Consider the following 22,073-nt stretch of genomic DNA (forward strand, 5'->3'; position numbering starts at 1 on the left):
TCACACTTTCACCTATTCAGCAAATAAGCAATTGCAACACCCAACCTTAAGAAATAGAGACCGAAGGTAAATAAAGGATACCTTAATAACCGTTTCCATTTTCCGTTCTCGATAAAAATACCAAAAAATCTATAACCAAACCCTATTTGTTTTGCAATTTCCAAGTCAGCGTCACCCCATTTTTGAGCATACTTTCGAATTCCATCTGCATAATAAACTTTCTTTTTAAGATACCGAGTTAAGTTAAACCGACCTTCATTGTGATAAATGGGAGCAACGATTACATCAGGACGACTTATTGAGCGTACTTTTCTGTCAAAGTCCCAATCTTCTGGACCAACAAGATTTTCATCGAAGCCACCTACCTGAAAGAACAACTCCTTTCGAACGAACCTCACAGCATCTACAACAGTACCTGTATAAAAACTCCGCTCAAAATCTCTAATTTTGATCCATAAACCTTGGCCGATTATTCGCTCAGGTATATAAATAGCATCAATAAGTCCAAATTCACTTTTCGTAACACATTGCTGGATAACATTGGGACTTAAAATCATATCTGCATCGAGATAAATCAAGTATTTACCGCGAGCAACCTTGGCACCATGATTTCTTTGCACAGATCGTTCATTTCCTTTAGAAAAAATATTCTCAGTATACTTTTTGGCAATTTCAACTGTCCTATCAGTTGAAAAGTTATCAACTATAATCAATTCTATATTCGGGTAGGTTTGATTTTTAATTGATAGGATACAGTTTTCGATATTTTTCTCTTCATTTTTGGTTGTAACAATTACGGAAACTAATGGTTCATTTTCTGTCTTGATAAGATGAAGATTTTGCATATGCTTATCCTGATTCGCCAAAGTCTTTTACGTGTCCCAATACTTTTGCGGCCCCTTTAATTGAGTATCTAATATCACGTAAAGAACGTATTCGAACAATCTGTTTAAGCATGTATTGAGGTGACAAAAATACTTTGTATATTTCGTCGCAGAGTTTCATAACTTCTTCAGGAGTCATATCAGGAGTAATCATCACGGGTTCTTTCATATCGAATCGATCATAATCAGTAGCGTTAATTCGGAACCAGTGGTTGTTTACGGCTTCGGCATACAATTTGCTTCCCGGGTATGGAATTACAACGGTTGATTGTAAAGTGACAGCCCAACCTTTTTGCATGAGAATTTTTGCTAAGTTTAGGGTACTTTGGGCATCTTTGCGGGTTTCCCATGGATAACCAACCATGATTGTTATATGCGGTTCCAAACCTTCCTCACGCGGTACTCTGCATTCATTCAAGATTCCGTCGACGGTGGTTCCCTTATTGAGCCTGTCTAATGTCGCTTGACTTCCTGATTCTATCCCGAATAATAGCATCCGGAAACCGGCTTTTTTCAAAAGACGGTAATTTTCTCGATTTAATGCGCCAAATCTCATGTTGCAACTAAACTGGATTTTCTTGTTGTAGCCTCTTTCAATCATCAGGTTGGCAAACTGTTTAAGCCATTCTCCCACCGGAAAACAGCCTGTATCATCGAACACCGATTTAACCTTGTATTTTTCGATTAAAAATCCAACCTCATCGGCTAATCGTTCAGGCTTCATAACTCTAAAAGTTGGGTAGAGAGTAGGCCATGAACAGAATGTGCATCCACCGTCTTTTCTCCACCAGCAATCGCGTCCTGCCATTGTGTAAGCGCCGGGAGTGACTTTGAAGTTACCGTTTCGTTCGCTGTAAAGCTGCCAATGTGTCAAATCACGATTAATAAAAGGTAACTCGTTTAGGTCATGGTTAAGTTTGAACTGCCCGGTATTTTTTATAGTTTCATTTTCGCGGTACCATATTCCAGGTTCCAGCAGCTTAGTCTTTCCGCTTAAGAAATCGACCAAGTTAACTATCAAAAAGTCGTAGTCGCCGCCGGTTAGGATGAAATCAACTTTGCTCTGTTCCATGGATTCCTGAGGTAGCGCTGTTACGTGGTCTCCGACCAACACAATTTTTGTATCCGGAAGAACTTTTTTTACTTCGTTAATTATGGACCAATGCTTCTTGACCACGGGGGTCTTGGTTTCAATCATCATTACATCAGGGCGCACATTTTCGAGATCGCTTAGCCATCGATTGTAAAGTTTTTCCTCGGCGATACCATCGTCCCAAACAACTTCATAGCCAGCATTAGAGAGCATTGTTGCAGCGTAAGCGGGGACAACGGGGTAGATGTAGGTTGGGGAGTTGAAGTATTGGAATTGTCTGTTCTGGCTGAGTAGAGGTACGCCTTTTTCTGAGTGCAGTGGTGGATATGAAATTGTTATTTTCATCTTTTCAAGTCTCGCTTGAGTAAGCCAGATAGGAAGTAAATGCCGTAGGTGATATGTGTTACTATTATCCCAATCCAAACTATAAAAAACAGTTTAAGACTTCTAACCTGTTGTGCAGCGGCAATTGAGCAAGAAATAAGATACACCAGTAAACCTAACACCATTATGTAAATAAAGTATGGTATCAATAAAGAAAGTATCAATCCAACTGTTAACGATAATATTAGCACAGATGGGAAAAAGTATGTTATTTTTGCAGAATTTTGCGGATATTTCCTTGCAAAAAGTCCCCTGTGTTCTCCAAATCGTGAAACTTGTTTGAGGTGCGGTTTGAAGAGGGAACGACGATGGTGATAGACAACTACCTCTGATGACTCAATTAGTTTTTTCCCAAGTTTTCTTATCCCTAAGCACATAAGGGTGTCTTCGCCTGGCCAGTATTTTTCATTCCAACCGCCTGCAGCCAAAATTACCGATTTTGGGGCAATGAAATTGCAAGAGTGAATGTCATCTGATTCAAAATTGTTCTGTGTTTTATACCTTTTTGACAATGTGCCAACCATAAAAGAAGACATAACTAAGCCACTGGCTTTTTGCAGTAAACTATCTTTTGGTGGTGTTATTCCGGGTCCGCCTACACCGCCAACCGAGGGATCTTCAAGTATCTTCGTTGCGTTAGTTAGCCAGTCATTTCTTGGATAGGCATCGTTGTCTATAAAAGCACAAATTTCTCCTCTTGATTTTGCGACACCTATATTGCGTTTGGTTCCAGGAGCTACAGGTCCGGTAGCAATAATTTTAATTCCATCAATCGTTGGAACATAGGTGTCGGGTAGCAGTATTATTTCAACATTTGGATAATCTAAGCGTTTACAACCTTCGATACATTCTGTTGTATATTCGTCAACTATTTTGCAAGGGATAATGATTGATACCAGCGGTTTTGTAAACATCTTTATTCACGAAAAACAAAAGAGACCATGTTTTGCAGACCGTTCTTTTTTACTACGGAACGCTGATACCAATGTATAATTCTGAGCCTGTAGGCTATTCCAAGTAAATCAAGGAACATGTGGCATATTTCGGTTGGTTTGAATTTAGCGTCTAAATTGATGTTTACAGGCATTTCTACAACTTTTAGACCCTTCAGATGTGCTACGGCTAATAATTCAACGTCGAAGGCGTAACGTTTGACGGCTAGTCTTGGAAAAATGTCTATAAAAGCACTTTTTTTCATGGCTTTAAGTCCTGATTGGGTGTCTTTAAGTGGAATCCCTGTCAATAAACGAACTAACCCGTTAAAGCCTTCGCTTAATATTCTTCTGGAAAGGGGAACATTTACTTTGGAGTTATTGTGTCTCTTTGAGGCTATGACGATATCGCCATCTTTTAATGCTTCAAGGTATTTGGAAATTGTTGTTAAGTCTATTTCTAAGTCACTATCTGCGAAGACAACGATGCTTCCGTTGGCATTTAAGAAACCTGTTTTTACAGCGTAACCTTTTCCCACATTTTTTCTATAAGTTACTATTCGAACGTGTCCGTTTTTTCCTGCATATCTTTTTGCTTTTGTTAGGGTTTTGTCTTTGCTGCCATCGTCGACTACTACTATTTCGTAGGGCAGTTGTTTATCTGCTATAACTGCATCTATTGTTCCAAGCATGTCTTCGATGTAGCTTTCTTCGTTGTATGCGGGAACGACAAATGATAATTCTACTTGACTCATGATAAGGCTGCCTCGTGTTCAGAAAGATTTTTTCGATATCTTAAAAAACAAGCCAACTGCAGTACAACACCGATAACTAAAGCGTAAAAGGCATAAATGGCTATTGTGTCAGCTAATTGCGCTGAACCAGCTGATAAGGAAACGGCAGAACTTAGCAAAAGGGTCATAAATGCAATTATGAATGGTGCGCCCCAGTTTTCTTTAACGTAGCTTCTAATTTTTGTCATAATTTGATTAGGACCGTTGTTTGTCATAGTCATTGGACACTATTATGTCTGGTTACTTTGATAAGGCTAAGAATTTAACGTTTGTGATAGTTTTAGAGGTCGGGCAAACGAAGTATATTGATTCATTAAAGGTCAAATGGTTTTACACTTAACCTTTGAATATTTTGAGGTTATTGATATGGATCGCGGTCAGAAACGCGGCAAATGAGAAATCAAATGCCCAGGCAGCAGCGTAAAGATTTCCAAGCTTCTGAGCAATGTTGCTAATCTTTTTGGCTAAATGTAACCCAATTTCCCTCAAACGAACGGAAAAACTGTTGTTTTTCAGGGTTTCTTCAAGCTTTCTGGTAAGAGAGAGAATGCTTTTTGCCAATGTTTCGCTTTTTATGAGTTCAACGACTTTTATTGTTAAATCTATTAGGGCTCTGTCTATTCTTTTTAGTGTTTTAAACCATGCACCGGAACGGATTGCTTTTGTTTTTAAAGCTATCAATTTTCTCTTATCAAGAAAGTTTGAATGAACATTTGAGGTTGAGTCCATATCTAGTAGTTGACCCTTTTGTTGTTTTTAGTTAACATCTACTCCTTTGTATTTATGATTTACGTAATATGGCTATGTTTATTTCGACTGTCAGAGAAAGTAGGAATTGATCGATCGCATTAGGAAATGGGGAGATAGTGATATATAGCAATTTCTCCTGTACGGTAGACTTCTACAAAGGATGATGACAAACTTGGTTGCGCGTACCAGCCTTTGCCATTTATCCACCAAATAACGTAAATTTCTTTGTAACCGTCTTGGATGGCCAAAGTTGCAGTTTGGTCTGGTTCTTCAAAGCCATAGGATATAACAGGATTTTCTTTTAGGTTTAGCAGTGCCCAGCCATAAAAAACTGTATGTGTAAGCATTACTGCGGTGCTGTTGGTGTTTTCTTTGAACCATTGAAAGGCTTTCTCTGTATCTTGGCAGTCGATTTTTGATAGGGTATTTTGTTGCATTGATGTTGGTATCTGGTAGACGTAACCGTTAGCATGTTCGGGGTTGAAGTACACAAATGGGTGTTGCGGATTCATAAATATGAAGCCACCGCTTAGAACACATGTTGATAATACGAGGTATAGCACAGCTATTCTGTGAACTGGAAATTTTACTTTCTTCCAAGTGTGGGACTTCAAGATGCTTATGGATTCAACCGCGTAGAATGAAAGGGGATAAGATAAAATCAATAGCCATCGATAAGGACTAACAAATGCTGTCGGAATCAACAACAGGATCAAACTCAAAAAGAGCCAGCCTCTTAATTGCGGATTCCCAAAGTGCTTGAGACTTATCAGTACTATGGGCAACAGTGGTATGTAACAGTATAACAAGAAGCCCCCTTCAGCCATTAACATTGATGAATATGAAGTGAAGCCTGTCCAGCTGGCTAATGACGAAACAATGTTTGTGGAGTAGTTTTGAAATCCTGCTTGAGTTATATCATTCAAGTATACGATAACTAAAAAAAGAATCGATGCAGGTATTGAAGCAACTATCAGTTTCAATGATTTGTCGTCTTTTCTGATGTACTGATTTAGAATAGTAAATACGATCATGCCAAGCAGAATTACAGACACCAACTGGTGCGATAAAACTACCATCACCAAAATCAATGAAAGAAGGGTATATCGTTTCCATGAACCAGTACGACTGTTGGAAAGAACTATTAAGGCAAAGAAGAGGAAAATTAAGCCCAGTTCTTCTCGAAGTTGATCCCATGAAGCCCTTAACGCGACAAAGTAAAGAGTACCTAAAAAGGCAGTGAATAAACTTTTAGCAGTTGACCAGCGTAAGCCGTTCTTTGCATACAAATAAATTGAAAAACCTAGTGCACCGAGTAATAATGGAGAAAGTATTTTTAATACCATAATTGGTGAAGCCCCGACGGCTACAATGGGAAGAAAAATTGTGTAGAACAATGGAGCAGTTGCTATGTAGGTTGATGGATTTACGCCGTTTTGTAGCCAATGCAGGGTGTTTGGTACGTAGAAACCAATCGTGTCAAACCCCGTAACGTATGGTCCCATTAGAATTTCAGGAATCATCCGAACCATAAGGGGTATGATAAAGGATAACAGAGGAAAGAAAAGGGTTTTTCTTTCAAGCTGACGAATTAAATGTTGAAGGTGAGTCACTTTTGTTCTCCAGTTTTATGCTAGACATGTTGAATTGATTTTGCTGTTTATTTGTATGCCTATTATTCATATTAACTCCGATTATGTTAGTGGCACTGCATTTGTGAATCAAACACGGAGAGCGTATTTTGCTGCCGCCAATATGAGCGCATTAGTATTTCCGCCCATTTTATCAAGCACTGTTGCTAGTGAGGGGTCGGTGTTGAAGTCTGCTCCGTGGTAGTATCCATTTTTCGGGTCTGGGGAGACTTTCTCTAGGTATATACTCATTTCTTTTGCAAAAGTGGAGTTGTAAATAGCTAGAAAGCTTAGAGATACTTTGCTGTAGATTATGGGGTTAATATCAATAAGTTTCTCACTATTTGATATTTGCCACGTGTCTCCACTGGCACGTACAACCCACTCCCAGATAAATCCGTATTGACTGTCGCCTTCACTAAAAGCTACATATTGACCCGTTGAGTTGTATCTCGCTTCATGAGCCAAATACGTATCGTTCATAAGTTTTCGTATCCTATCATTTGAGGGCAATTGGAAAAAAGAGTATAGCAACGGTTCACATGAAATTTCTGCCTTTGGTAAAGTAACGCCGTATGTTGTAACATTTCCGGAATACATTTTATCGAGTATTTTACCAGGCACTGTTTCAAGCTCATTAGGCCAAAAGAAAGCAAAACCACTTGCACAGTAGTAAGAATACACACTTGGAGAGTTAACAAAATCCTTAAGCAGTGGAACTAGAGCTGCATAGTCTGTTCGATTGCCGTAACTATTATAAACAAAACTATCTATACGTGAAGCAAGAGAGGGCATGTAAGTTTTGAGGTTATATAGAGCAACAAACAACGTGCCAGTATCGATTACGTCTACGCCGTTTTGGGTTAAGTATCCTTTTCCGTCCGATGCATAGAACCAATATGGAACCTTGGTTGTACTGTTAAGTTCTCGAGTTTCAAGAAAGCGGATAACTTTTTCTAAACGCGCAGTGGCTCCCCATTCACCTGTTTTAGTTATCAAACCTATTTTTTCAGCATCTATCACTGCTTGAATGTACACACCTAAGTCCCAATCAGTAAAGTAATTCCAGCCGTATCCTGAAGCTGGAAGCCCAGTGGTGGAGTCGACTCCTCTGCCAACTTGGTAGTATGCCCAAGCGTTCGCAGCCACTGCCTTCCAAACGGTGCTGTTAAGGTAGGGTGAAGACTCGATTAATCCAGCTGGTTTGTTTATTTGGGGGTCAATTGTGGGCACTCCCCCTGCAGAAGATGGGACATGTGTGGGTTTCCGCGTGGTTGTTGGACTTGGACTGATAGTCTGAGTTGCGCTGGGCGTAGCGGTTGGGTCGTTCACAACGGGAACAAACTCGGTTGGGGCAGGTTTTTTGGTGTTCATTATGAATCCGAATGCAGAAACTAAAAGTATCGCGGAGATTGTGATGCCGATTATGATTTTTTCTATTTTACTGAAGTGCCAAAAGCCACCATTTTTTTTATTTGTCCATACGGTTCTAAAGTGTATTTGATTTCTGTTTTTTTCCGCGTTACCGAGCTTCATGGAGACACTTCTTTTTTATTGGCACCTAACTCTATATTGGGAAGATAATTTTGTTTGTCTTTGATTTAAGATTATGCCCAAAAGCACGACTCAAGAAAAGAGTCCACCTTGAACTGTGCCTCTGTGGATTGAGCCTGTTTTTGTGGTTTTCGTCCAGTCTCTTCGGCGCCTAAACACCAGTTTAAGGAACGCCCAGCCTGCAATCACCATTTGAATTAACCAGTAAATGTAGATTGAAGGAATCCAAAGGATATTCTTCAACCTGACGGGTCTTTCTGTGGAAATTAATGCTATGCCGATGGTTGCTAAGGAAACTGCGGTCAAGGCTATTATTAGCCCCGTAAAGTTCAGCACGGGGGTGCTTTGAGAGAGGAAAATCGCCACAAAAAACCAGTTAATGTAGCTTAACAGTGAAACAACCATCATGAAAGGCCCGCCCAGAGAGATTTCCGCGTCTATGGTGCGTTTGTTTATGTTGTTGAGCAGTCGTCCGTATTTTATGGCTGTTTCCATGTATCCTCTGTACCATCTGACTCGCTGTTTGAATAGGCTTTTTAGGCTTGCAGGTGTTTCTTGGCCTGAGCAGATGTCGGGGACGTATTTTATCAGGTGGTTTTTTTCGACGAGTCGTAGGGCTAATTCTACGTCTTCTGTTAGGGAGTTGTCGTCCCAGCCGCCTAACTCTTGGAGGACTGTTCTTCTGACGAATTGGCAGCTTCCCGTTAGTGGGACGAATAGTTGGAGTTTTTCTCGTCCACCCATGAGCATTCTGAACCAGGCTTTTTCTTCCATCGAGATGACGCGGGTTAGTATGTTGCTTTTTTCGTTTATAGATGTGGTCATGCCTTGTATTGCCATGATTTTTTGGTCGTTGAAGTAGGCGCTGGCTTTTGTTAGTACGTCTGGTTCGGGGACGCTGTCGGCGTCAAAAACTGCCACTATGTCGCCTGTTGCATGTGTTAATGCGAGGTTTAGTGCTGCGGGTTTGCCGCGGGTGTTTTGTTCTGTGATGATTTGGAAGGTTTGGGGATTTTTTTGTTTGAATTCGTTGCATATTTCTATGGTGGAATCTGTCGAGTTTCCATCGACGACTATAACTTGGAGTTTTTCTTTTGGGTAATCTATGTTTAGTATGCCGTCTAAGCAGCGGCGGATGACTGATTCTTCGTTTTTTGTGGGAATTATAAGTGAGTAACTGGGGAGTGCTTGTGGGGTGTGTAGGGGTTGTGTTTGTGATTGGTTTCTTCGTTTGTTTCTGATCCCCACGTAGATGATGGAGCCGTTGTAGATTGACCAAAATAGCAGGAGCGCTAATAGAATGATTGATGTTATTTCGAAGATGACCATGCGTTTCCTGCCCTCAGAGGTCGATTTGCCCCTTCCAAACTGTTTTTATGTTTAGTTTTTTGGCTAGCAATTCCCATTTTTGGGGGGGATACAAACCGATATTTCATTCCATTGTTCACTATACCGTTTTGTGCATTTTAAGTTTTGTTTTATTACTCCTTATTAAATAAACTAATTAAACCCATTCTTTAGTACAGGATAGATAAATAGGTATCCCAATAGACAAGACACCGATAACTATGGAAATCCGCTTAATCTGGTCTTTTCTAGGCGGTCTTGAAAGCTCTATTCACAACAACCAACGGTTTGTGTGGGCGACTGCGTTTTGGCTTCGGTGGGCTTAAGCGGTTGAGGGGGTTGTGGATGATTTCGCCTGCAGTTTGGCTTAGTGAGAAGCGGTTTGAAGTTGAGGTCCATTGCGTTTTTTTCTAATGCCCCACTTATGGAACTAAAAGTTCAACTTAAAGTTCAAAAACAAAAGTCAACATTGAAAACCACGCGACGTCTCAGCATCTACCTCCCCTCCCTTATATAAAGCAAAACCCTTAGACGTTGATCTTCTGTCACTAACCTATGCTTTTTCGATCTGTTGATTCAGTTTGGTTTTGATTAGAAAGTTTTCGGGGTGGAATTTAGGAAACCTTAAAACGAGTCAAACCCGTTCTATTAAAGTAGGATTTTATGAAGTTTTCAGCGATTATGTTAGCGTTTATTCTTTGTTTGGCTGCTTGCTTTAGCGGTGATGTTGCGGTTGGGCAGGATGGGGATACATATTCTCTGCAGCTTCAAGGCTACGTTTGGAACCACTCGACGCTGTCAGCGCTGGTTGTAACTACAGAGAATGAATCGTGGTGGAACCCATCCTACGTCAACGACACACTTCGAGCGGTCGGGCAATGGAACAACGCCCTCGAAGCGTACGCGGGCAACTACACCGATTACGCTTACCTTGCGAACCTAAAAATCAACCCGCGTGTCTCCAGTGAAATTCGACCCGGCTACGACCTCTACATTTCATGGGTTGAATCCTCGATAAGCAATATGTCTGATGAGGTGGGGTTGGCTCAGACTTTTATCCGCGGCGACAACACCATAATAAACTGCACCATAACTCTTGCCGCTAAAACCAATCACGGTGTCGCCCTCAGCGCTACAGATATGCAGAATATCGCGTTACATGAGGTGGGACATGGATTAGGGCTGGGTCACAGCAACTATACAGGCGATTTGATGTATTCACTGTACCGTTTGGGTGATTCGCCAGTTGCAGTTTCAACTTTGAACGTCTATGGCGTGGCGGCTGTTTTCGGGTGGATGCCTAACCCGTCGGGGTTTTTGCCCATCAGCGGCTGGTTCAAGCAGAACTCGGTTTCTTTGTCGGCTCAAAATTATGGTTACTTGTGGGTGGCGCCAGAGAATTCTCCGCCGCAGTCATTAGCTGATAATGTTGTGGTTCAGTTTTTGGTTTTGATGTGGGGGCTTTTGTTGCATCCTGAAATCGGGTTACCCGTGGTTGGTTTAATTTTGCTTTTTGTTGTTTTAGTCCTTATTCCAAGAAAAAGGAAGCCGACCGTTAAGGTTGACTCATGAATTCGATGAATTCGCTTTGGGTTCGTGGTTTTAGGACGTAGTTGGTTTTTCTTTCTTTGCCGATGGTCGAGAAAGGCATTCGACCGTAGTCGTGTCCAGGGTATACCTCGATTGAATCGTCGAGTTTTAAAAGTTTGTTAAAAAGGCTGTCGTAAAGATTTTTTGCATTTCCGCCTGGCAAGTCGGTTCTGCCGCATTCGCCAACGAAAAGTGTGTCACCAGTTAAGAGTTTCTCGTTGGCTATTAGCAGGCAGATGCTGTCTGGGGTGTGGCCGGGGGTATGGATGATTTTTATTGGGATTTTGCCGACGGTTAAGGTGTCGCCGTCTTCGACTTTTAGGTCGCTGTCCAGTTTTGTTTGTTTATGGGCAACTGTTTGGGCGGCAAAGAGGGCTTTTAATTCGGTGTTGCCTGCGGTGTGGTCTGAGTGCCCATGGGTGTTGATTATGTATTTTAGTTTCAGGTTTTGGGTTTTTATGGTTTTGATTATTTCAGAGGCGTTATAGCTGGGGTCAACGACTGCGGTTTCTTTGGTTTCTGTATCAGCTATGAGGTATGAGAAGTTGTCGCCGTGTAGTTGGATTTGCCTAAAATACATGAAGTCACCGCTGCTCTTTCTGTCTCTGCGTCAGCCAGCTTTTTGCCAGTTCCTGCCCTTTTTTTGAATAAATCAGCGATACGATTTTGTTCCAGTTGAAGCCTTCGCGGGCGTTGTAGTAGGGGTATTCTTGGGGGGTGAGCATGACGAGTTTGTCGGCGTCGTAGAGGGCGAGGAAGGGTTCGGAGGGGTTGTCGGGGTGGTCGTGGTGGGTGGCGATGATTTGGCAGACTTGTTTGATGAATGTGTCTGGGCAGTTTAGTTGTTTTAGGAGTTGGGTGGCGATTTGGGGGCCTTTTTCGTATTGGTCTTTGATTGTGCAGCCGCCGATGTCGTGGAGGATGATGGAGGCGTAGGTTAAGTCTTGGAGTTCGGGTTTTACTGGGAAGTTTTGTTTTGCGATCTCAAAAACCCGTTGTGTATGTGATACTCCGAAGTCGTTGTTCTCCAAGATAGGTGTTGCTAGCTGCCAAAGTTTGTTGATATCCATATTTTCACTGTCTTAGTTGATTTTTAGAAGTAACTGGATAAAAGCTGTTTCGCTTCATCGCCAGCTTTAGGTTGCGTATCGATCAGTGCAGAAAGTGTTGATATGTCTTTTGGCGGGAAGCCTGAGTAGTATTTTGCGAAGTAGCCAAAAACCTCTGTTTTGCTTAAAAATGGCTTGAGTTTTTCAGCCCACAGGGTTAAGTCAGCAGTTTTGTCGATCTCGAGTTTGCCCAATGTGCCGTTAACGGTTTGTCGAGTGCCTTCCCAGCGTATATACAGAAAAGCGCCAGTCACTTCTCTGACCTCAGCCATGATGGCGTTGTCTGCCCATGCCAAAGCGACTCCGTTCTCACGTAGCAAACTGTAAAATTCGGGGGTTAACCAGCTTTTGTTTCTGACTTCAACTACGTAGCGATGATTTTTGGGCAGTTTTTGAATATAATCGGCTAAATCGGCGAAGTGCTGTGCAGTGAATGTTGGCGGGAATTGAAGAAGGAGCGGGCCAATTTTTTGCTCTAAAAATGCAACGCGGTTTAGGAAGGTTTCTGTTTCGGGTTGGCAGTTTTTGAGCATTTTGATATGGGTTATAAGCTGGGGAAATTTGAGTGCAAACAGGAAATCCTCGGGGGTCTGGGCTGCCCAGTTTTGGATTGTTTGCTGGGTTGGGATGCGGTAGAATGTGCTGTCAACTTCTACCGTGTTGAATTGGTTAGCGTAGTAGGAGAGGTAGTCTTTGGAGGCTGTTTTGGCGGGGTAAAAGTTGCCCTTCCAAAAGTTGTAGCTCCAGCCAATCGTGCCCAGATGCAGCTTAGGCATGGCTGTCTTTTCCCTTCAGCAGCAACCAATTCTTTTGGTCCTCGGATGTTTTGAGACGAACCAGAACATAGCGGCCTTCAAGACGCTGACCGTGCAGGTTGACTTCGATTTTGTCTTTCTCCCAAAGCTTTACGTCAAAGTGGCCTTTGTCCCAGATTTTCACTGTCCCCGCCCCGTATTGCCCCTTTGGGATTTCACCCTCAAAACTGGCGTATTCGTAAGGGTGGTCCTCGGTTTCTACAGCGAGGTGACGTACGTTGCTGGTTTGGGGGATGCCTTTAGGAACCGCCCAACTTTTCAAGACGCCGTCTTTTTCGAGTCGGAGGTCCCAGTGAAGTTGGCGCGCGTGGTGTTCTTGGATGACGTAGATTTGGGGTTCTTTGGTTTTGTTGGTTCCTTTGGGTTCGGGGGTTTGTTGGAAATTGCGTTTTGATGTGTATTCGGAGAGTTTTTCTTCTGTGGGTGGTTGGGGTTTGGGGGTTTCTGCTGTTTGTGTTGTGGGTTGTGTGGGTGTTAGTTGGTCGAGGGTGCATTGTTCGGGTGGTTTGTCTTCTCTTAATCTTTTGAAACGTGCCATTCTTAGTTTTCCATCCTTTGTTACAACTTGATAGGCGACTTCACAGACGAGTTTGGGCTCCAGCCAAGTGACTACGTCGCCTTTTTCAGGCTCAAAAGGCGCAGCATCCGTGGTTATTTTCTGGAATTTAGCCATTAAGGTGCGGAGTGTTTGTTCGGTGAAGCCTGTGCCCACTTTGCCCACATAAACAGGCTGCTTGCTCTTGTCGTAGAGCCCCAACAGCAAAGCGCCAAACGTTTGCTGCCGCACGTTTTCACCTCGGGTGTAACCAAAGATGATGCAGTCACAGGTTTTTAGCTTCTTTATCTTTAGCCAACTACCTGTGCGTAAACCTTCCTCGTATCGGCTGTCCTTGCGTTTCGCGACAACCCCCTCCAGCCCCTTCTCCAAAATCAGCCCAAAGTAGGCTTCCCCTTTTTCTTCGATGTAGTCGCAGAGAAGCACGTTTGAGCCTTCTTTTAGCGCGTCTTTGAGGATAGCTTTGCGCTCCATCAAGGGCAAGTCCAAAAGCGGCTCACCGCCCTTTTCTAGAATATCAAAAACTACGTAGACCGCTGGTGCGCGTTGCATTTGCCGCTGGATTTCACCCGCCGAAACTGCTTGTCCACGTTTGAGAAGCGCTTGGAAGTCAGGTACACCCTGCTGCATCACGACGATTTCGCCGTCCACCACGATGTCTCTGCCCAAGCTTGTCAATTGCTGCAGTTCAGGGAAATTCTGCTTCAGTTCTTTACCGTTGCGGCTCCGCAAACTAAACGGCTCCTCCACATAGGCGATGGCGCGGAAACCGTCCCATTTAATTTCGAAAATCCACTCAGCGTCGGTGAAGGCTTTCTGCGTGTCGAGTGCAAGCATGGGGCGGTAGAGGCGGCTGCGGGTCATTTCTTTTCCAGCTGCTTTAGGGTCTCACGCAGGGCAACCATGAGGTTTTTGGCTTCGACTTCGGGAGCTTTTTCAACTGTGATTTTTTCGCCTTTCATTTTCTGCTCCACCAGTTTCTGGACGCGCTGCATGTAGGTGTCTTCGAATTCGGCTATGTCGAAGTCGCCTGAGAGGTCTTTGACGATTTTTACTGCCAAGTCCAATTCAGATTTCTCTGGTTCAGGCAGCTTTCCCAATTTTTCGAAATCCCGTGGGTCAACCACATCGTAAGCGTAGCGCAGAGTCGTCAGCACCAACGCCCCTTTGTAAGTGTGCAACAGTGCAGGGTACTCTTTGGTGCGCAGCGTTATGCGTGCAGCGCCTGCTTTATTGGTTTTCTCAAGCGCTTTTAGCAACAGGCTGTAGGCGTCTTTGCTTTTGTCAGGCAAAAGTGCGTAGGTGCGGTCGAAGTAGATGGGGTCAACGGAGAAGTAATCGACGAATTTGCTTATGCGGATGCGTTTGCCAGATTCAGGCCGCACAGCATCAAGCTCTGCTTTTTCGAAGGTTATGTATTCGTTTTTGGCGACTTCGTAACCGCGGACAACCTCATTCCAAGGCACGATTTGGTCATCTTTGGTGCACATTTTCACGTACTTAAGTGGGTGTCCATCCTTTTTATGTAGAAAATGGAAAGCTACGCCTTTATCGTAAATCATCGAGTACAATTTTACGGGAACATTGACCAGTCCAATGGTTATTGAGCCTGACCATATTGAGCGGCTGGGCGCGGCGGCGCTGGATTTCTCAGTTTGGGTCGCCTCGAGGTTTTCTTGCTCAGTCATACCTTAAATCTCCAGTTGATGTCTCTTTTGAAAAAGGTCTCTCCACGGATCCGCCCTGCGTTGGGGGACACTAAAGATGGTGTAGTCCGCTGGATTTAGCCCTTTCTTAACTTCACTCCACTCCAAGGGGGTTGAGGCTGAAGCGTTGGGTGTGGGGCGGAGACTGTAGGGGATAACCATGGTGCGCATAGGCGAATTCTGCAGATAATCCGCAAAAACTTTGCCAGGTTTCTTGGTGTCCTTGAATTCAGAGACTACCAAGCTGTTTTCTTTGGCGAGTTCGACGCCGATTTTATGCACAAATGCCCGTGCCTGCTCAAAACTGTAACGCGGCTCAATAGGGATAACGACATGCAGCCCTTTTTTGCCCGAGGTTTTAACGAAAGCCGATAGACCCATACCGTTAAGTTTGTCTTTTAGTTGCAGGGCGACTTCGGCGGCGTCGCTGAGGGTGGCGGGTGGTTCAGGGTCCAAGTCGAAGAAGAGCAAGTCAGGCTTGTCTATGTCTGTGGTGGTGGAGAAGGGCATGTGGATTTCCAGCGCCGCCATGTTCGCCAGCCAAATTAGGGTGTCAAGGTCGTTGCAGACGATGTAGCGGACATCCCGTTTCGAAGTCGATGAGTAGATGGGGTAGAGTTGGACCCAGCGGGGGGTGCCTTCGGGCGCGTTTTTTTCGTAGAAGCTGCTTTCTCCGTTTATACCGTCGGGGTAGCGGGTTAAGACGAGGGGGCGGTTGGCGATGACGGGGAGAATTTTGGGTGCCATGCGAATGTAGTACTCGATGACCATGGCTTTAGTGACTTTAGCTTCGGGGTAGAAGACCTTGTCCAAGTTTTTTAGCTCTACCTTCGTTAACTGTTTTAACTCGTCAAGGTCTTCCATAGCTATTACCTTTCAAAAATTACCCGCATGAATGATTAATCCCGCTTTTTCGCTTTGTGCGTTTGTTTTAGGCGTGCCTCTAATTCATTTTGGTTTTTAGTTAGGTTAATGGTTTCTATTCCTGCATGGGCACTTGCTTGGACAAGTTTTTCATCCCCTGTCAATAGAGCATCAGCTTGGCTATACTGAGAACTGGCTATTTGGAGCGCGTCAGCCTCGTAGATGTGGTGGGTCAGCAGTAGCTTCCATGTATCCAGCAACATCGGAGTTTGAATAGGAACGATTTCAAGTGTTTTTAGACGTATGAGCTTTAACAGTTCGTTGGCGAAATGTGCTAATGTTTCGTCATATTGATCTTTGGTTAGCCAGCCTCTTCGGAGTTTTTCATCAAGGACACCTAACACTTCGCCGAGGTTCCACAACGAAAAAACTATCGTCAGTTCACCTGCTTCTGCTTTTTCATATATTAAATCAGCTGCTTCGGTTCCAGGTTCGGTTAGGTATCGTTTTAGAATTGCACTTGTATCGAGGTAGAGTTTAAGCAACCCGTTTATGCCTCATTGCGCTGATGATTTCTTCTGATGGAGGACCTTTGAGCGTGGGACGTTTTTCTCTGATTTCTTTTGATGAAGTCTCTTTTTTGGGTATTCCGAGTTTTTTGAAGGTGGATGCGATTTCGTCGTCAACAGTTTCGTTACGGAGTATGCGTTCTACTTCGTAGCTTAGTTTTCGGAGGCTGCCGTGTTTTTTGAAGACTTGTGTTTTGAAGTTGCCCCAAACTTCGTCATCTAAATATACTGTTACTTTAGTCAAAGACAACCACACTGGTTTACTGGTAAACCAGCATATAAAGTTGGTTAAAACACGAACATAAAAAACCCAGAAAACAAGATACAATGTACAAATGCACTGTTTTTCATCAAAAATCGCTCTTTTTTACAGTTAACCCTATATAGGCAGCATCACATAATTAAAAATGCTGAATTAATCAAGATAAAAGGTAACTTTTCACTTACCAAGTAATCTTTTCGAGGTAATTCGCTAAAAAATGGGGGAGATATTCAAAAAATGAAGCCAAAGAAGCCCACACTTGAAGACCAACTTGCGTTTATCTCAGCGCAGCATGAAGTCTACCCAACCGAACTCTTCGACGCCCTAGTCCGATCCAAAGACGAAGGCAAAAAAACCGTCGGAGACTTAACCGTCGAATACCGAGGCAACGTAAACAACCAAGCCATTTTCCTAATAACCAAAGAAGGCAAAGTCGTAGCCCAATTCCGCGTCCCAGACCAAACCCTCAGAAGAACCGACGTCTCCTTTGACAGTTCCATGGAAACTGGTCGGGTACGTAAAGAAATAGCAAAACAAAACCCCGCACCAACGCACCTCAAAATCGAGGACCTGCGAGTCGGCATGAAAAAAATCAACGTCCTCGCCCAAGTGGTCCAAGTTGCCGAACCCTCAAAAGTGCACACCCAATTCCGCGACAACGCAGTAGTCTCAAACGCTGTAATCGAGGATGAAACAGGCAAGATTCTGCTCTGCCTCTGGGACCAACAAGTAAACACGGTACATGTAGGCGACTCGGTCGAAGTGAAGAATGCGCATGTTGCGATGTTTAAGGGTGAGAGGCAGTTGCGGTTGGGCAAAAACGGAACTGTACGCTTATTGGAAGAACCCTTAAGCAGTTAATCCAAATTTTTTTTAGATTACGGTTTTTTAAATTCTAATTTTACAGTTGATTTACCCCCCTGCTGCCTTTTGGTGGGTAGCAAACAAATTATAAACAAAGAAGCACTTAATTGAGCACCAACAGGGCTAACGCTAAATGAACACGGCAGAGCAGATTTGAGAATGAAGGAGAAAAAAGATGAATAAGCAAGGGTTAGCTGCGTTTTTCCATTCTCAATACTCGGCTCAAGGACTAAAATACCGAGCTTCACTCATTCAACACATAGATAATCCCTATCCAAAGCTACTGCTCTTGTTAGCGGAGTTGCGGGAATCCAAAAAAATCGGAGCACGGGACGCAAAGACGCTGGTTAAAGCGGCGCGGCTAGGAAAATGGGATCGCGTCGTTTACTGCCTAAATGCCGTGTATTCAATGGACCAAATTGAGCAGAGATTGGGGTTGTCTAAGCTTAGCAAGCTCAACAAAACAGATAAAAACGCAAGCCCTAAAATTTTGGATCCAAAGAATGACGTGTAAACCTTTTTAGTTTTACAGCCTGCTACATTTTGCTGACACTTGCATCTAGGGCTTGCTCTTTCTTCATTCGTTGCCCGCGATACGCCAAAAGTAGAATCACTGACAAAGCAATGACAAAAGAAACCACTACGAAAACCAACAGAATGGATAGACTTGTGGTCTCTTGAGCACCATAACTGGCCTCTATTAAGGTGGGTTCATCAATTACTATCGGTGAAGTGGCGTTTACATCCATCAAAGTGTATACCTTATCCGCTAGCAGGTTCGATATTAAGGGTTCAAAATTGAAAGCAAGTTGCGTGCCATTCTCAACCCACAGGGTATGAGGCAACTTAGAATAGCCGATAGGGGTGTCTGCGACGGTTAGGATTGTTCCTTGAGCATCCGACAACACACCATCTTGCTGAAAAGTCACTTTATACTGCGTCACATAACTCCCAGTTATCAGAGTGGGGTGAGTTATGGTTTGGGGGCGGTCATCGCCAACGAAACTGTAGCGAGTATCCTGAACTTCGTTGGTCACCTGATCTATGAATATGCCCAAAGCTTGCTTGCCTAAATCAACCCACTCCGCCGATGGAAGAGGAATTGAGGTTGCGTTTCCAGATGCAGAATATGTGACCAAGAACTGCTTTGAGTAATCGATTTTCTGGCTGAATTCATTTGGGATAGACATGGACCCTGCTGTTTGGGCGGTTAAGTATCTTGTTTGTCCAGCATTAATGTAGGCTTGAGTGCTCCATGAATAAGTTCGTGCAGAGACATTGCTAATAGTTATCGTGTTAGTTGAAGAAAAATAAAGTTGTCCTCCGAATCGTATGCTCCAAGTTGTCCCTGACGGCAAACCATTCGCGGTGAACCTGACTGTGTAGCCATTTACAGTTAGGTTTGCAGTGTCAGTTAGCCCCTTGTAAGTTGCCGTAACGATATAGTCCCCAACGTTGTTTGCAGTGACAGAGTTTCCAGTCACAGAAGCACCCGGTACAGCAAAACTCGTTGATTCCGTAACATCACCCAAACTATTACCTAATTGGTCAAAAGCGGTTACGGTGTAGCTTTGTGAAAGCCCAGCGGTGACGGCAATCGTTTTGGGATTGATAGTTATATACGCAAGCAGTGCGGGGTTGGCTGTGACAGTCAGGGTTGCAGTATCTGACAGCGAATCCAGTGTGGCTTTGATTGTCCAATGGCCTGCTTTCTCAGATGTGTACTGGCCGAGGCTTTGATTCCAAGAACCCCCTGCAGCGGAATCAATGGTCCAAGTTACTGAGCTTGTTGCATCCCAAGTGTTGTAGCCATCTGAAGCAGTAGCAGTAAAGCTGACCGATGAACCTGCCGCAATTGAAGTTGTTTTGGGAGCCACCGCGAGAGAAGTTGCAGGCAAGTGCCCAACCACAACCAAGGTTGCTGTATCTGATCTTCCACCGTAAGCGCCTATTATTGTGTAGGTGCCTGAAGCATTTGAGTAGACGGTGTTTCCAGATATGGCTACATTTGAGTTGACACAGCTGTAAACTGCTGAGACGCTCCAACTGTTACCGAATGTGTCATATGCAGTTGCGGTGTACGATTGGGAAACGCCAGCGTTAACGGTTGATTCTTTCGGCGAAATGATGATGTGATCTAAATAGGTCAAGTCTGTTGCATATGTGACAGTTAAGGCGGCAGTAGCAGTTTTACCCCCGTATGAAGCCTGCACAGTATAGACGCCTGCTACTCTTGAAGTGTAAACGTTTTGTGCCCATGAACCGCCGTCTCCGCCACCGAGAATACTCCAGTCAGCTATAGTGCTGATGTCCCATCTGTTGCCTAAAGAGTCAAAGGCGGTTGCTGTGCCAGTTGCGGTGCCAGGAGCAGCAATTGATGCTGGATTAACTGAAGCAGTGATGTAAGCAAGAAACTCTGGGCTGGTTGCTGGAGTTACGTTCAATGTGGCAGTCGCCGTTTTGTCTTGATAGGTGGCAGTAACAGTCCACACGCCAGCCTTCTCTGAGGTGTAAGTTGCGCCATTCCAGTATCCGCCCGCATCCAGAGTGATGCTCCAAGCTGAAATTTTATCAGTTACATCCCATGTGTTGTCGTATGAGTCCGTGGCGGTGGCAATGTAGGATTGGCTTGAACCAGCAGAAATGGTTGATGATGCTGGGCTAATTGATAGGCTAACAACATCAGATTGATTAGTTGTTGGGGTGACCGTCAAGGAAGCTGAGTCAGATTTGCAACCATAAGACGCAGTTACAGTCCAAGTGCCAACCTTGAATACTTTTACAGAATTACTGTTCCAAACATAGGTTCCTTCACCACTATTGATACTCCAAATTACGTATGGGCAATCTGACAAGTCCCAGCTGTTGCCGCATTTGTCATAAGCAGTTAGCGAGAAAGTTTGCCACTGACCCGCCATTACACTGCTGGTTTTTGGAGTAATAGTTAGGTGGTCAATGTGGGGGAATGAATGGGATGGTCTTGCGTTTACGGCGGCTAGATCAGTGTACACTAGTAATTGCAATACGATGGCTGATATTAGAATAAAGGTCAGCAATCTGGTTTTTTTCATTTACCCTTTTTCTACCTCAAAGGGGCGACAGAGACAAAGGAGCATCATCTCTCCTTGCTTGTTTGCACTCGAATCGCCCTTCTCCTTACTCCACCCCATAGAGTCAAAATGATCATTTTTAAACCTATTTCCAAGCAACCAAAACATCGTTTCAAAGAAAAAACAGATGGATACTATGATTCAACCGCAGGTTTCAATTGAAGGTTGAATCGCTAATTCTGGTGCGAATTGAACCCTTGTTTTACAAAACTCTTAAGTGCCCAAAATCGATAAAATATTTAAGGATTGGAGTAGGCGCAATGAGCGGGAGCCTTAAGGAGACCGTCAACAGGTTACAGGAGTTGGAGAAGCAGAAACTGCAGCTTCAGGCAGAAGTTGAAGAATTAAGGAAAATGGCTGAAGCAAAAGCTTCAGCGCTGTCAAGCGAGATATCCAGTTTACGAGAAGAGATTAATTCGTTAAAGTTGCTGATGGCAGAAGATTCATCTCAGACGACAACTCAGCCGCCACCCGAAGAAAAAGTGTCAACTCTTAGCGGGTTTGTCGAAAAAACCTGTGAAAGGCTAAACCAGTTGGGCAACCAAGTTTTTTCAGGTTCACCGTACAAGCAGAATTTTGATAAATGGATGGCTGATACAAGGGAAACGATTGCAATTTTTATGGCTAACTACCCAGTTATAGATGACCAGTTCATCAAAGAACAGGCTAAAACGCTCCGGGAAATTGAAAGTTTACTATCACAGAAAAAAGTTGAAGAATCAAACATAGAAGCACTGAACAAAAAATTAGTTGAAAAAAATCAACTACTTCAGGAGACAGAAAAAGAGTACCAACAAAAATCAACCGAGTTGAACGCTAAAAGAAACGTAGAAGTTGAACCATTAACGAATAGAATTCGCGATTTAGAAAAAGAGATCCAAAGCCAAGAAGACAGCATTAAAAGAAAAATCCTCCTCAAAACCCCCGGGAGGCTTCCTCAAGCAAAACAGAACCTAAAATCCGCCAAAGATGAGCTAGACTCGGCGATGCAGACCCTTAATTCTGAGCAAGATAAGCTTCGGGTGGAATATGAAAGTAAAAAAAAGGCGATTTTGGAGGAGATTGGGCGATTAAGCGGTGAACTGGAGAGAATTAAAACGGACACAACAATCGAAGCAAGGCGCAACGCGTGTAAATTGCTTGTGAACGCAGTAAACGGTCTGGTTGAAAGAAACGCAGCAATAACCTAAATTTAACTCGCAGAAAAGGCAAAACATCGCTATTTTTCTTTTATAAAATGGAGTTCACCGTGAGAGGTT

General features: G+C 43.6%; 22 protein-coding genes. 4 read left to right on the forward strand and 18 right to left on the reverse strand.

What is annotated here, in order from left to right:
- Positions 1 to 8: 8 nt before the first annotated feature.
- The 9 genes from NWE96_10395 to NWE96_10435 form a co-directional block, all read right to left on the reverse strand.
- On the reverse strand, positions 9 to 866 hold the full coding sequence (locus NWE96_10395) for a glycosyltransferase (GenBank protein MCW3984384.1): 858 nt from the start codon (positions 864 to 866) through the stop codon (positions 9 to 11).
- Positions 850 to 2,322: a B12-binding domain-containing radical SAM protein gene (locus NWE96_10400; GenBank protein ID MCW3984385.1), complete on the reverse strand. Its 1,473-nt coding sequence runs from the start codon at positions 2,320 to 2,322 to the stop codon at positions 850 to 852. Before NWE96_10400 ends, NWE96_10395 begins: the two co-directional genes overlap by 17 nt.
- Positions 2,319 to 3,275 carry a glycosyltransferase gene (locus tag NWE96_10405; protein ID MCW3984386.1) on the reverse strand — a complete coding sequence of 319 codons (957 nt, stop codon included), beginning with the start codon at positions 3,273 to 3,275 and terminating at the stop codon, positions 2,319 to 2,321. The genes NWE96_10400 and NWE96_10405 overlap by 4 nt, the downstream gene beginning before the upstream one ends.
- A gap of 2 nt (positions 3,276 to 3,277) precedes the next feature.
- Entirely contained in the window at positions 3,278 to 4,048 is a 771-nt protein-coding gene (locus NWE96_10410) for a glycosyltransferase (protein MCW3984387.1), read from the reverse strand.
- Positions 4,045 to 4,302 carry a hypothetical protein gene (locus tag NWE96_10415; protein ID MCW3984388.1) on the reverse strand — a complete coding sequence of 86 codons (258 nt, stop codon included), beginning with the start codon at positions 4,300 to 4,302 and terminating at the stop codon, positions 4,045 to 4,047. Before NWE96_10415 ends, NWE96_10410 begins: the two co-directional genes overlap by 4 nt.
- A 121-nt stretch (positions 4,303 to 4,423) precedes the next feature.
- Positions 4,424 to 4,816 carry a hypothetical protein gene (locus NWE96_10420; GenBank protein MCW3984389.1) on the reverse strand — a complete coding sequence of 131 codons (393 nt, stop codon included), beginning with the start codon at positions 4,814 to 4,816 and terminating at the stop codon, positions 4,424 to 4,426.
- Between the two features lie 119 nt (positions 4,817 to 4,935).
- The gene (locus NWE96_10425; protein ID MCW3984390.1) at positions 4,936 to 6,450 is read right to left on the reverse strand and encodes a hypothetical protein; all 1,515 of its coding nucleotides are present in this window, start codon (positions 6,448 to 6,450) and stop codon (positions 4,936 to 4,938) included.
- A 108-nt stretch (positions 6,451 to 6,558) separates the two neighbouring features.
- Entirely contained in the window at positions 6,559 to 8,004 is a 1,446-nt protein-coding gene (locus NWE96_10430; protein ID MCW3984391.1) for a DUF3131 domain-containing protein, read from the reverse strand.
- A 90-nt stretch (positions 8,005 to 8,094) separates the two neighbouring features.
- Positions 8,095 to 9,351: a glycosyltransferase family 2 protein gene (locus NWE96_10435; protein ID MCW3984392.1), complete on the reverse strand. Its 1,257-nt coding sequence runs from the start codon at positions 9,349 to 9,351 to the stop codon at positions 8,095 to 8,097.
- A 681-nt stretch (positions 9,352 to 10,032) separates the two neighbouring features.
- On the opposite strand from NWE96_10435, the gene NWE96_10440 reads away from it, so the two are divergent.
- Entirely contained in the window at positions 10,033 to 10,941 is a 909-nt protein-coding gene (locus NWE96_10440) for a matrixin family metalloprotease (GenBank protein ID MCW3984393.1), read from the forward strand.
- Here the strand turns inward: NWE96_10440 and NWE96_10445 are convergent.
- From NWE96_10445 to NWE96_10480, 8 genes are read right to left on the reverse strand one after another with little or no spacing between them, the layout of a single operon-like run.
- Complete coding sequence (locus tag NWE96_10445) at positions 10,925 to 11,539, reverse strand: MBL fold metallo-hydrolase (GenBank protein ID MCW3984394.1); 615 nt, start codon at positions 11,537 to 11,539, stop codon at positions 10,925 to 10,927. The genes NWE96_10440 and NWE96_10445 overlap by 17 nt on opposite strands.
- A 4-nt stretch (positions 11,540 to 11,543) precedes the next feature.
- Positions 11,544 to 12,029, reverse strand: a complete 486-nt coding sequence (locus tag NWE96_10450; GenBank protein MCW3984395.1) for an HD domain-containing protein — start codon at positions 12,027 to 12,029, stop codon at positions 11,544 to 11,546.
- Positions 12,030 to 12,052: 23 nt separating this feature from the next.
- The gene (locus tag NWE96_10455) at positions 12,053 to 12,844 is read right to left on the reverse strand and encodes a DUF72 domain-containing protein (GenBank protein ID MCW3984396.1); all 792 of its coding nucleotides are present in this window, start codon (positions 12,842 to 12,844) and stop codon (positions 12,053 to 12,055) included.
- On the reverse strand, positions 12,837 to 14,303 hold the full coding sequence (ligD, locus tag NWE96_10460; protein MCW3984397.1) for a non-homologous end-joining DNA ligase: 1,467 nt from the start codon (positions 14,301 to 14,303) through the stop codon (positions 12,837 to 12,839). The genes NWE96_10455 and ligD (NWE96_10460) overlap by 8 nt, the downstream gene beginning before the upstream one ends.
- Positions 14,300 to 15,127 carry a Ku protein gene (locus NWE96_10465; GenBank protein ID MCW3984398.1) on the reverse strand — a complete coding sequence of 276 codons (828 nt, stop codon included), beginning with the start codon at positions 15,125 to 15,127 and terminating at the stop codon, positions 14,300 to 14,302. The genes ligD (NWE96_10460) and NWE96_10465 overlap by 4 nt, the downstream gene beginning before the upstream one ends.
- A 3-nt stretch (positions 15,128 to 15,130) precedes the next feature.
- Complete coding sequence (gene ligD, locus NWE96_10470; GenBank protein MCW3984399.1) at positions 15,131 to 16,009, reverse strand: non-homologous end-joining DNA ligase; 879 nt, start codon at positions 16,007 to 16,009, stop codon at positions 15,131 to 15,133.
- Positions 16,010 to 16,044: 35 nt separating this feature from the next.
- Positions 16,045 to 16,554, reverse strand: coding sequence for a type II toxin-antitoxin system VapC family toxin (locus tag NWE96_10475; protein ID MCW3984400.1), 510 nt, complete (start codon positions 16,552 to 16,554; stop codon positions 16,045 to 16,047).
- Positions 16,547 to 16,822 (reverse strand): hypothetical protein, encoded by a 276-nt coding sequence (locus tag NWE96_10480; GenBank protein ID MCW3984401.1) that lies wholly within the window; start codon positions 16,820 to 16,822, stop codon positions 16,547 to 16,549. Before NWE96_10480 ends, NWE96_10475 begins: the two co-directional genes overlap by 8 nt.
- A gap of 255 nt (positions 16,823 to 17,077) precedes the next feature.
- On the opposite strand from NWE96_10480, the gene NWE96_10485 reads away from it, so the two are divergent.
- Both NWE96_10485 and NWE96_10490 read left to right on the forward strand, forming a co-directional pair.
- Positions 17,078 to 17,701 carry a hypothetical protein gene (locus NWE96_10485; GenBank protein ID MCW3984402.1) on the forward strand — a complete coding sequence of 208 codons (624 nt, stop codon included), beginning with the start codon at positions 17,078 to 17,080 and terminating at the stop codon, positions 17,699 to 17,701.
- 178 nt (positions 17,702 to 17,879) lie between these two features.
- Positions 17,880 to 18,218, forward strand: a complete 339-nt coding sequence (locus NWE96_10490) for a hypothetical protein (protein ID MCW3984403.1) — start codon at positions 17,880 to 17,882, stop codon at positions 18,216 to 18,218.
- A gap of 22 nt (positions 18,219 to 18,240) precedes the next feature.
- Here NWE96_10490 and NWE96_10495 read toward each other — a convergent pair whose 3' ends face one another.
- Positions 18,241 to 20,775, reverse strand: coding sequence for a hypothetical protein (locus NWE96_10495; GenBank protein ID MCW3984404.1), 2,535 nt, complete (start codon positions 20,773 to 20,775; stop codon positions 18,241 to 18,243).
- Between the two features lie 299 nt (positions 20,776 to 21,074).
- Here NWE96_10495 and NWE96_10500 point away from each other — a divergent pair, with 299 nt between their 5' ends.
- On the forward strand, positions 21,075 to 22,004 hold the full coding sequence (locus NWE96_10500; protein ID MCW3984405.1) for a hypothetical protein: 930 nt from the start codon (positions 21,075 to 21,077) through the stop codon (positions 22,002 to 22,004).
- Positions 22,005 to 22,073 lie beyond the last annotated feature (69 nt).

Source organism: Candidatus Bathyarchaeota archaeon, assembly GCA_026014685.1.
Lineage (GTDB): Archaea > Thermoproteota > Bathyarchaeia > Bathyarchaeales > Bathycorpusculaceae > Bathycorpusculum.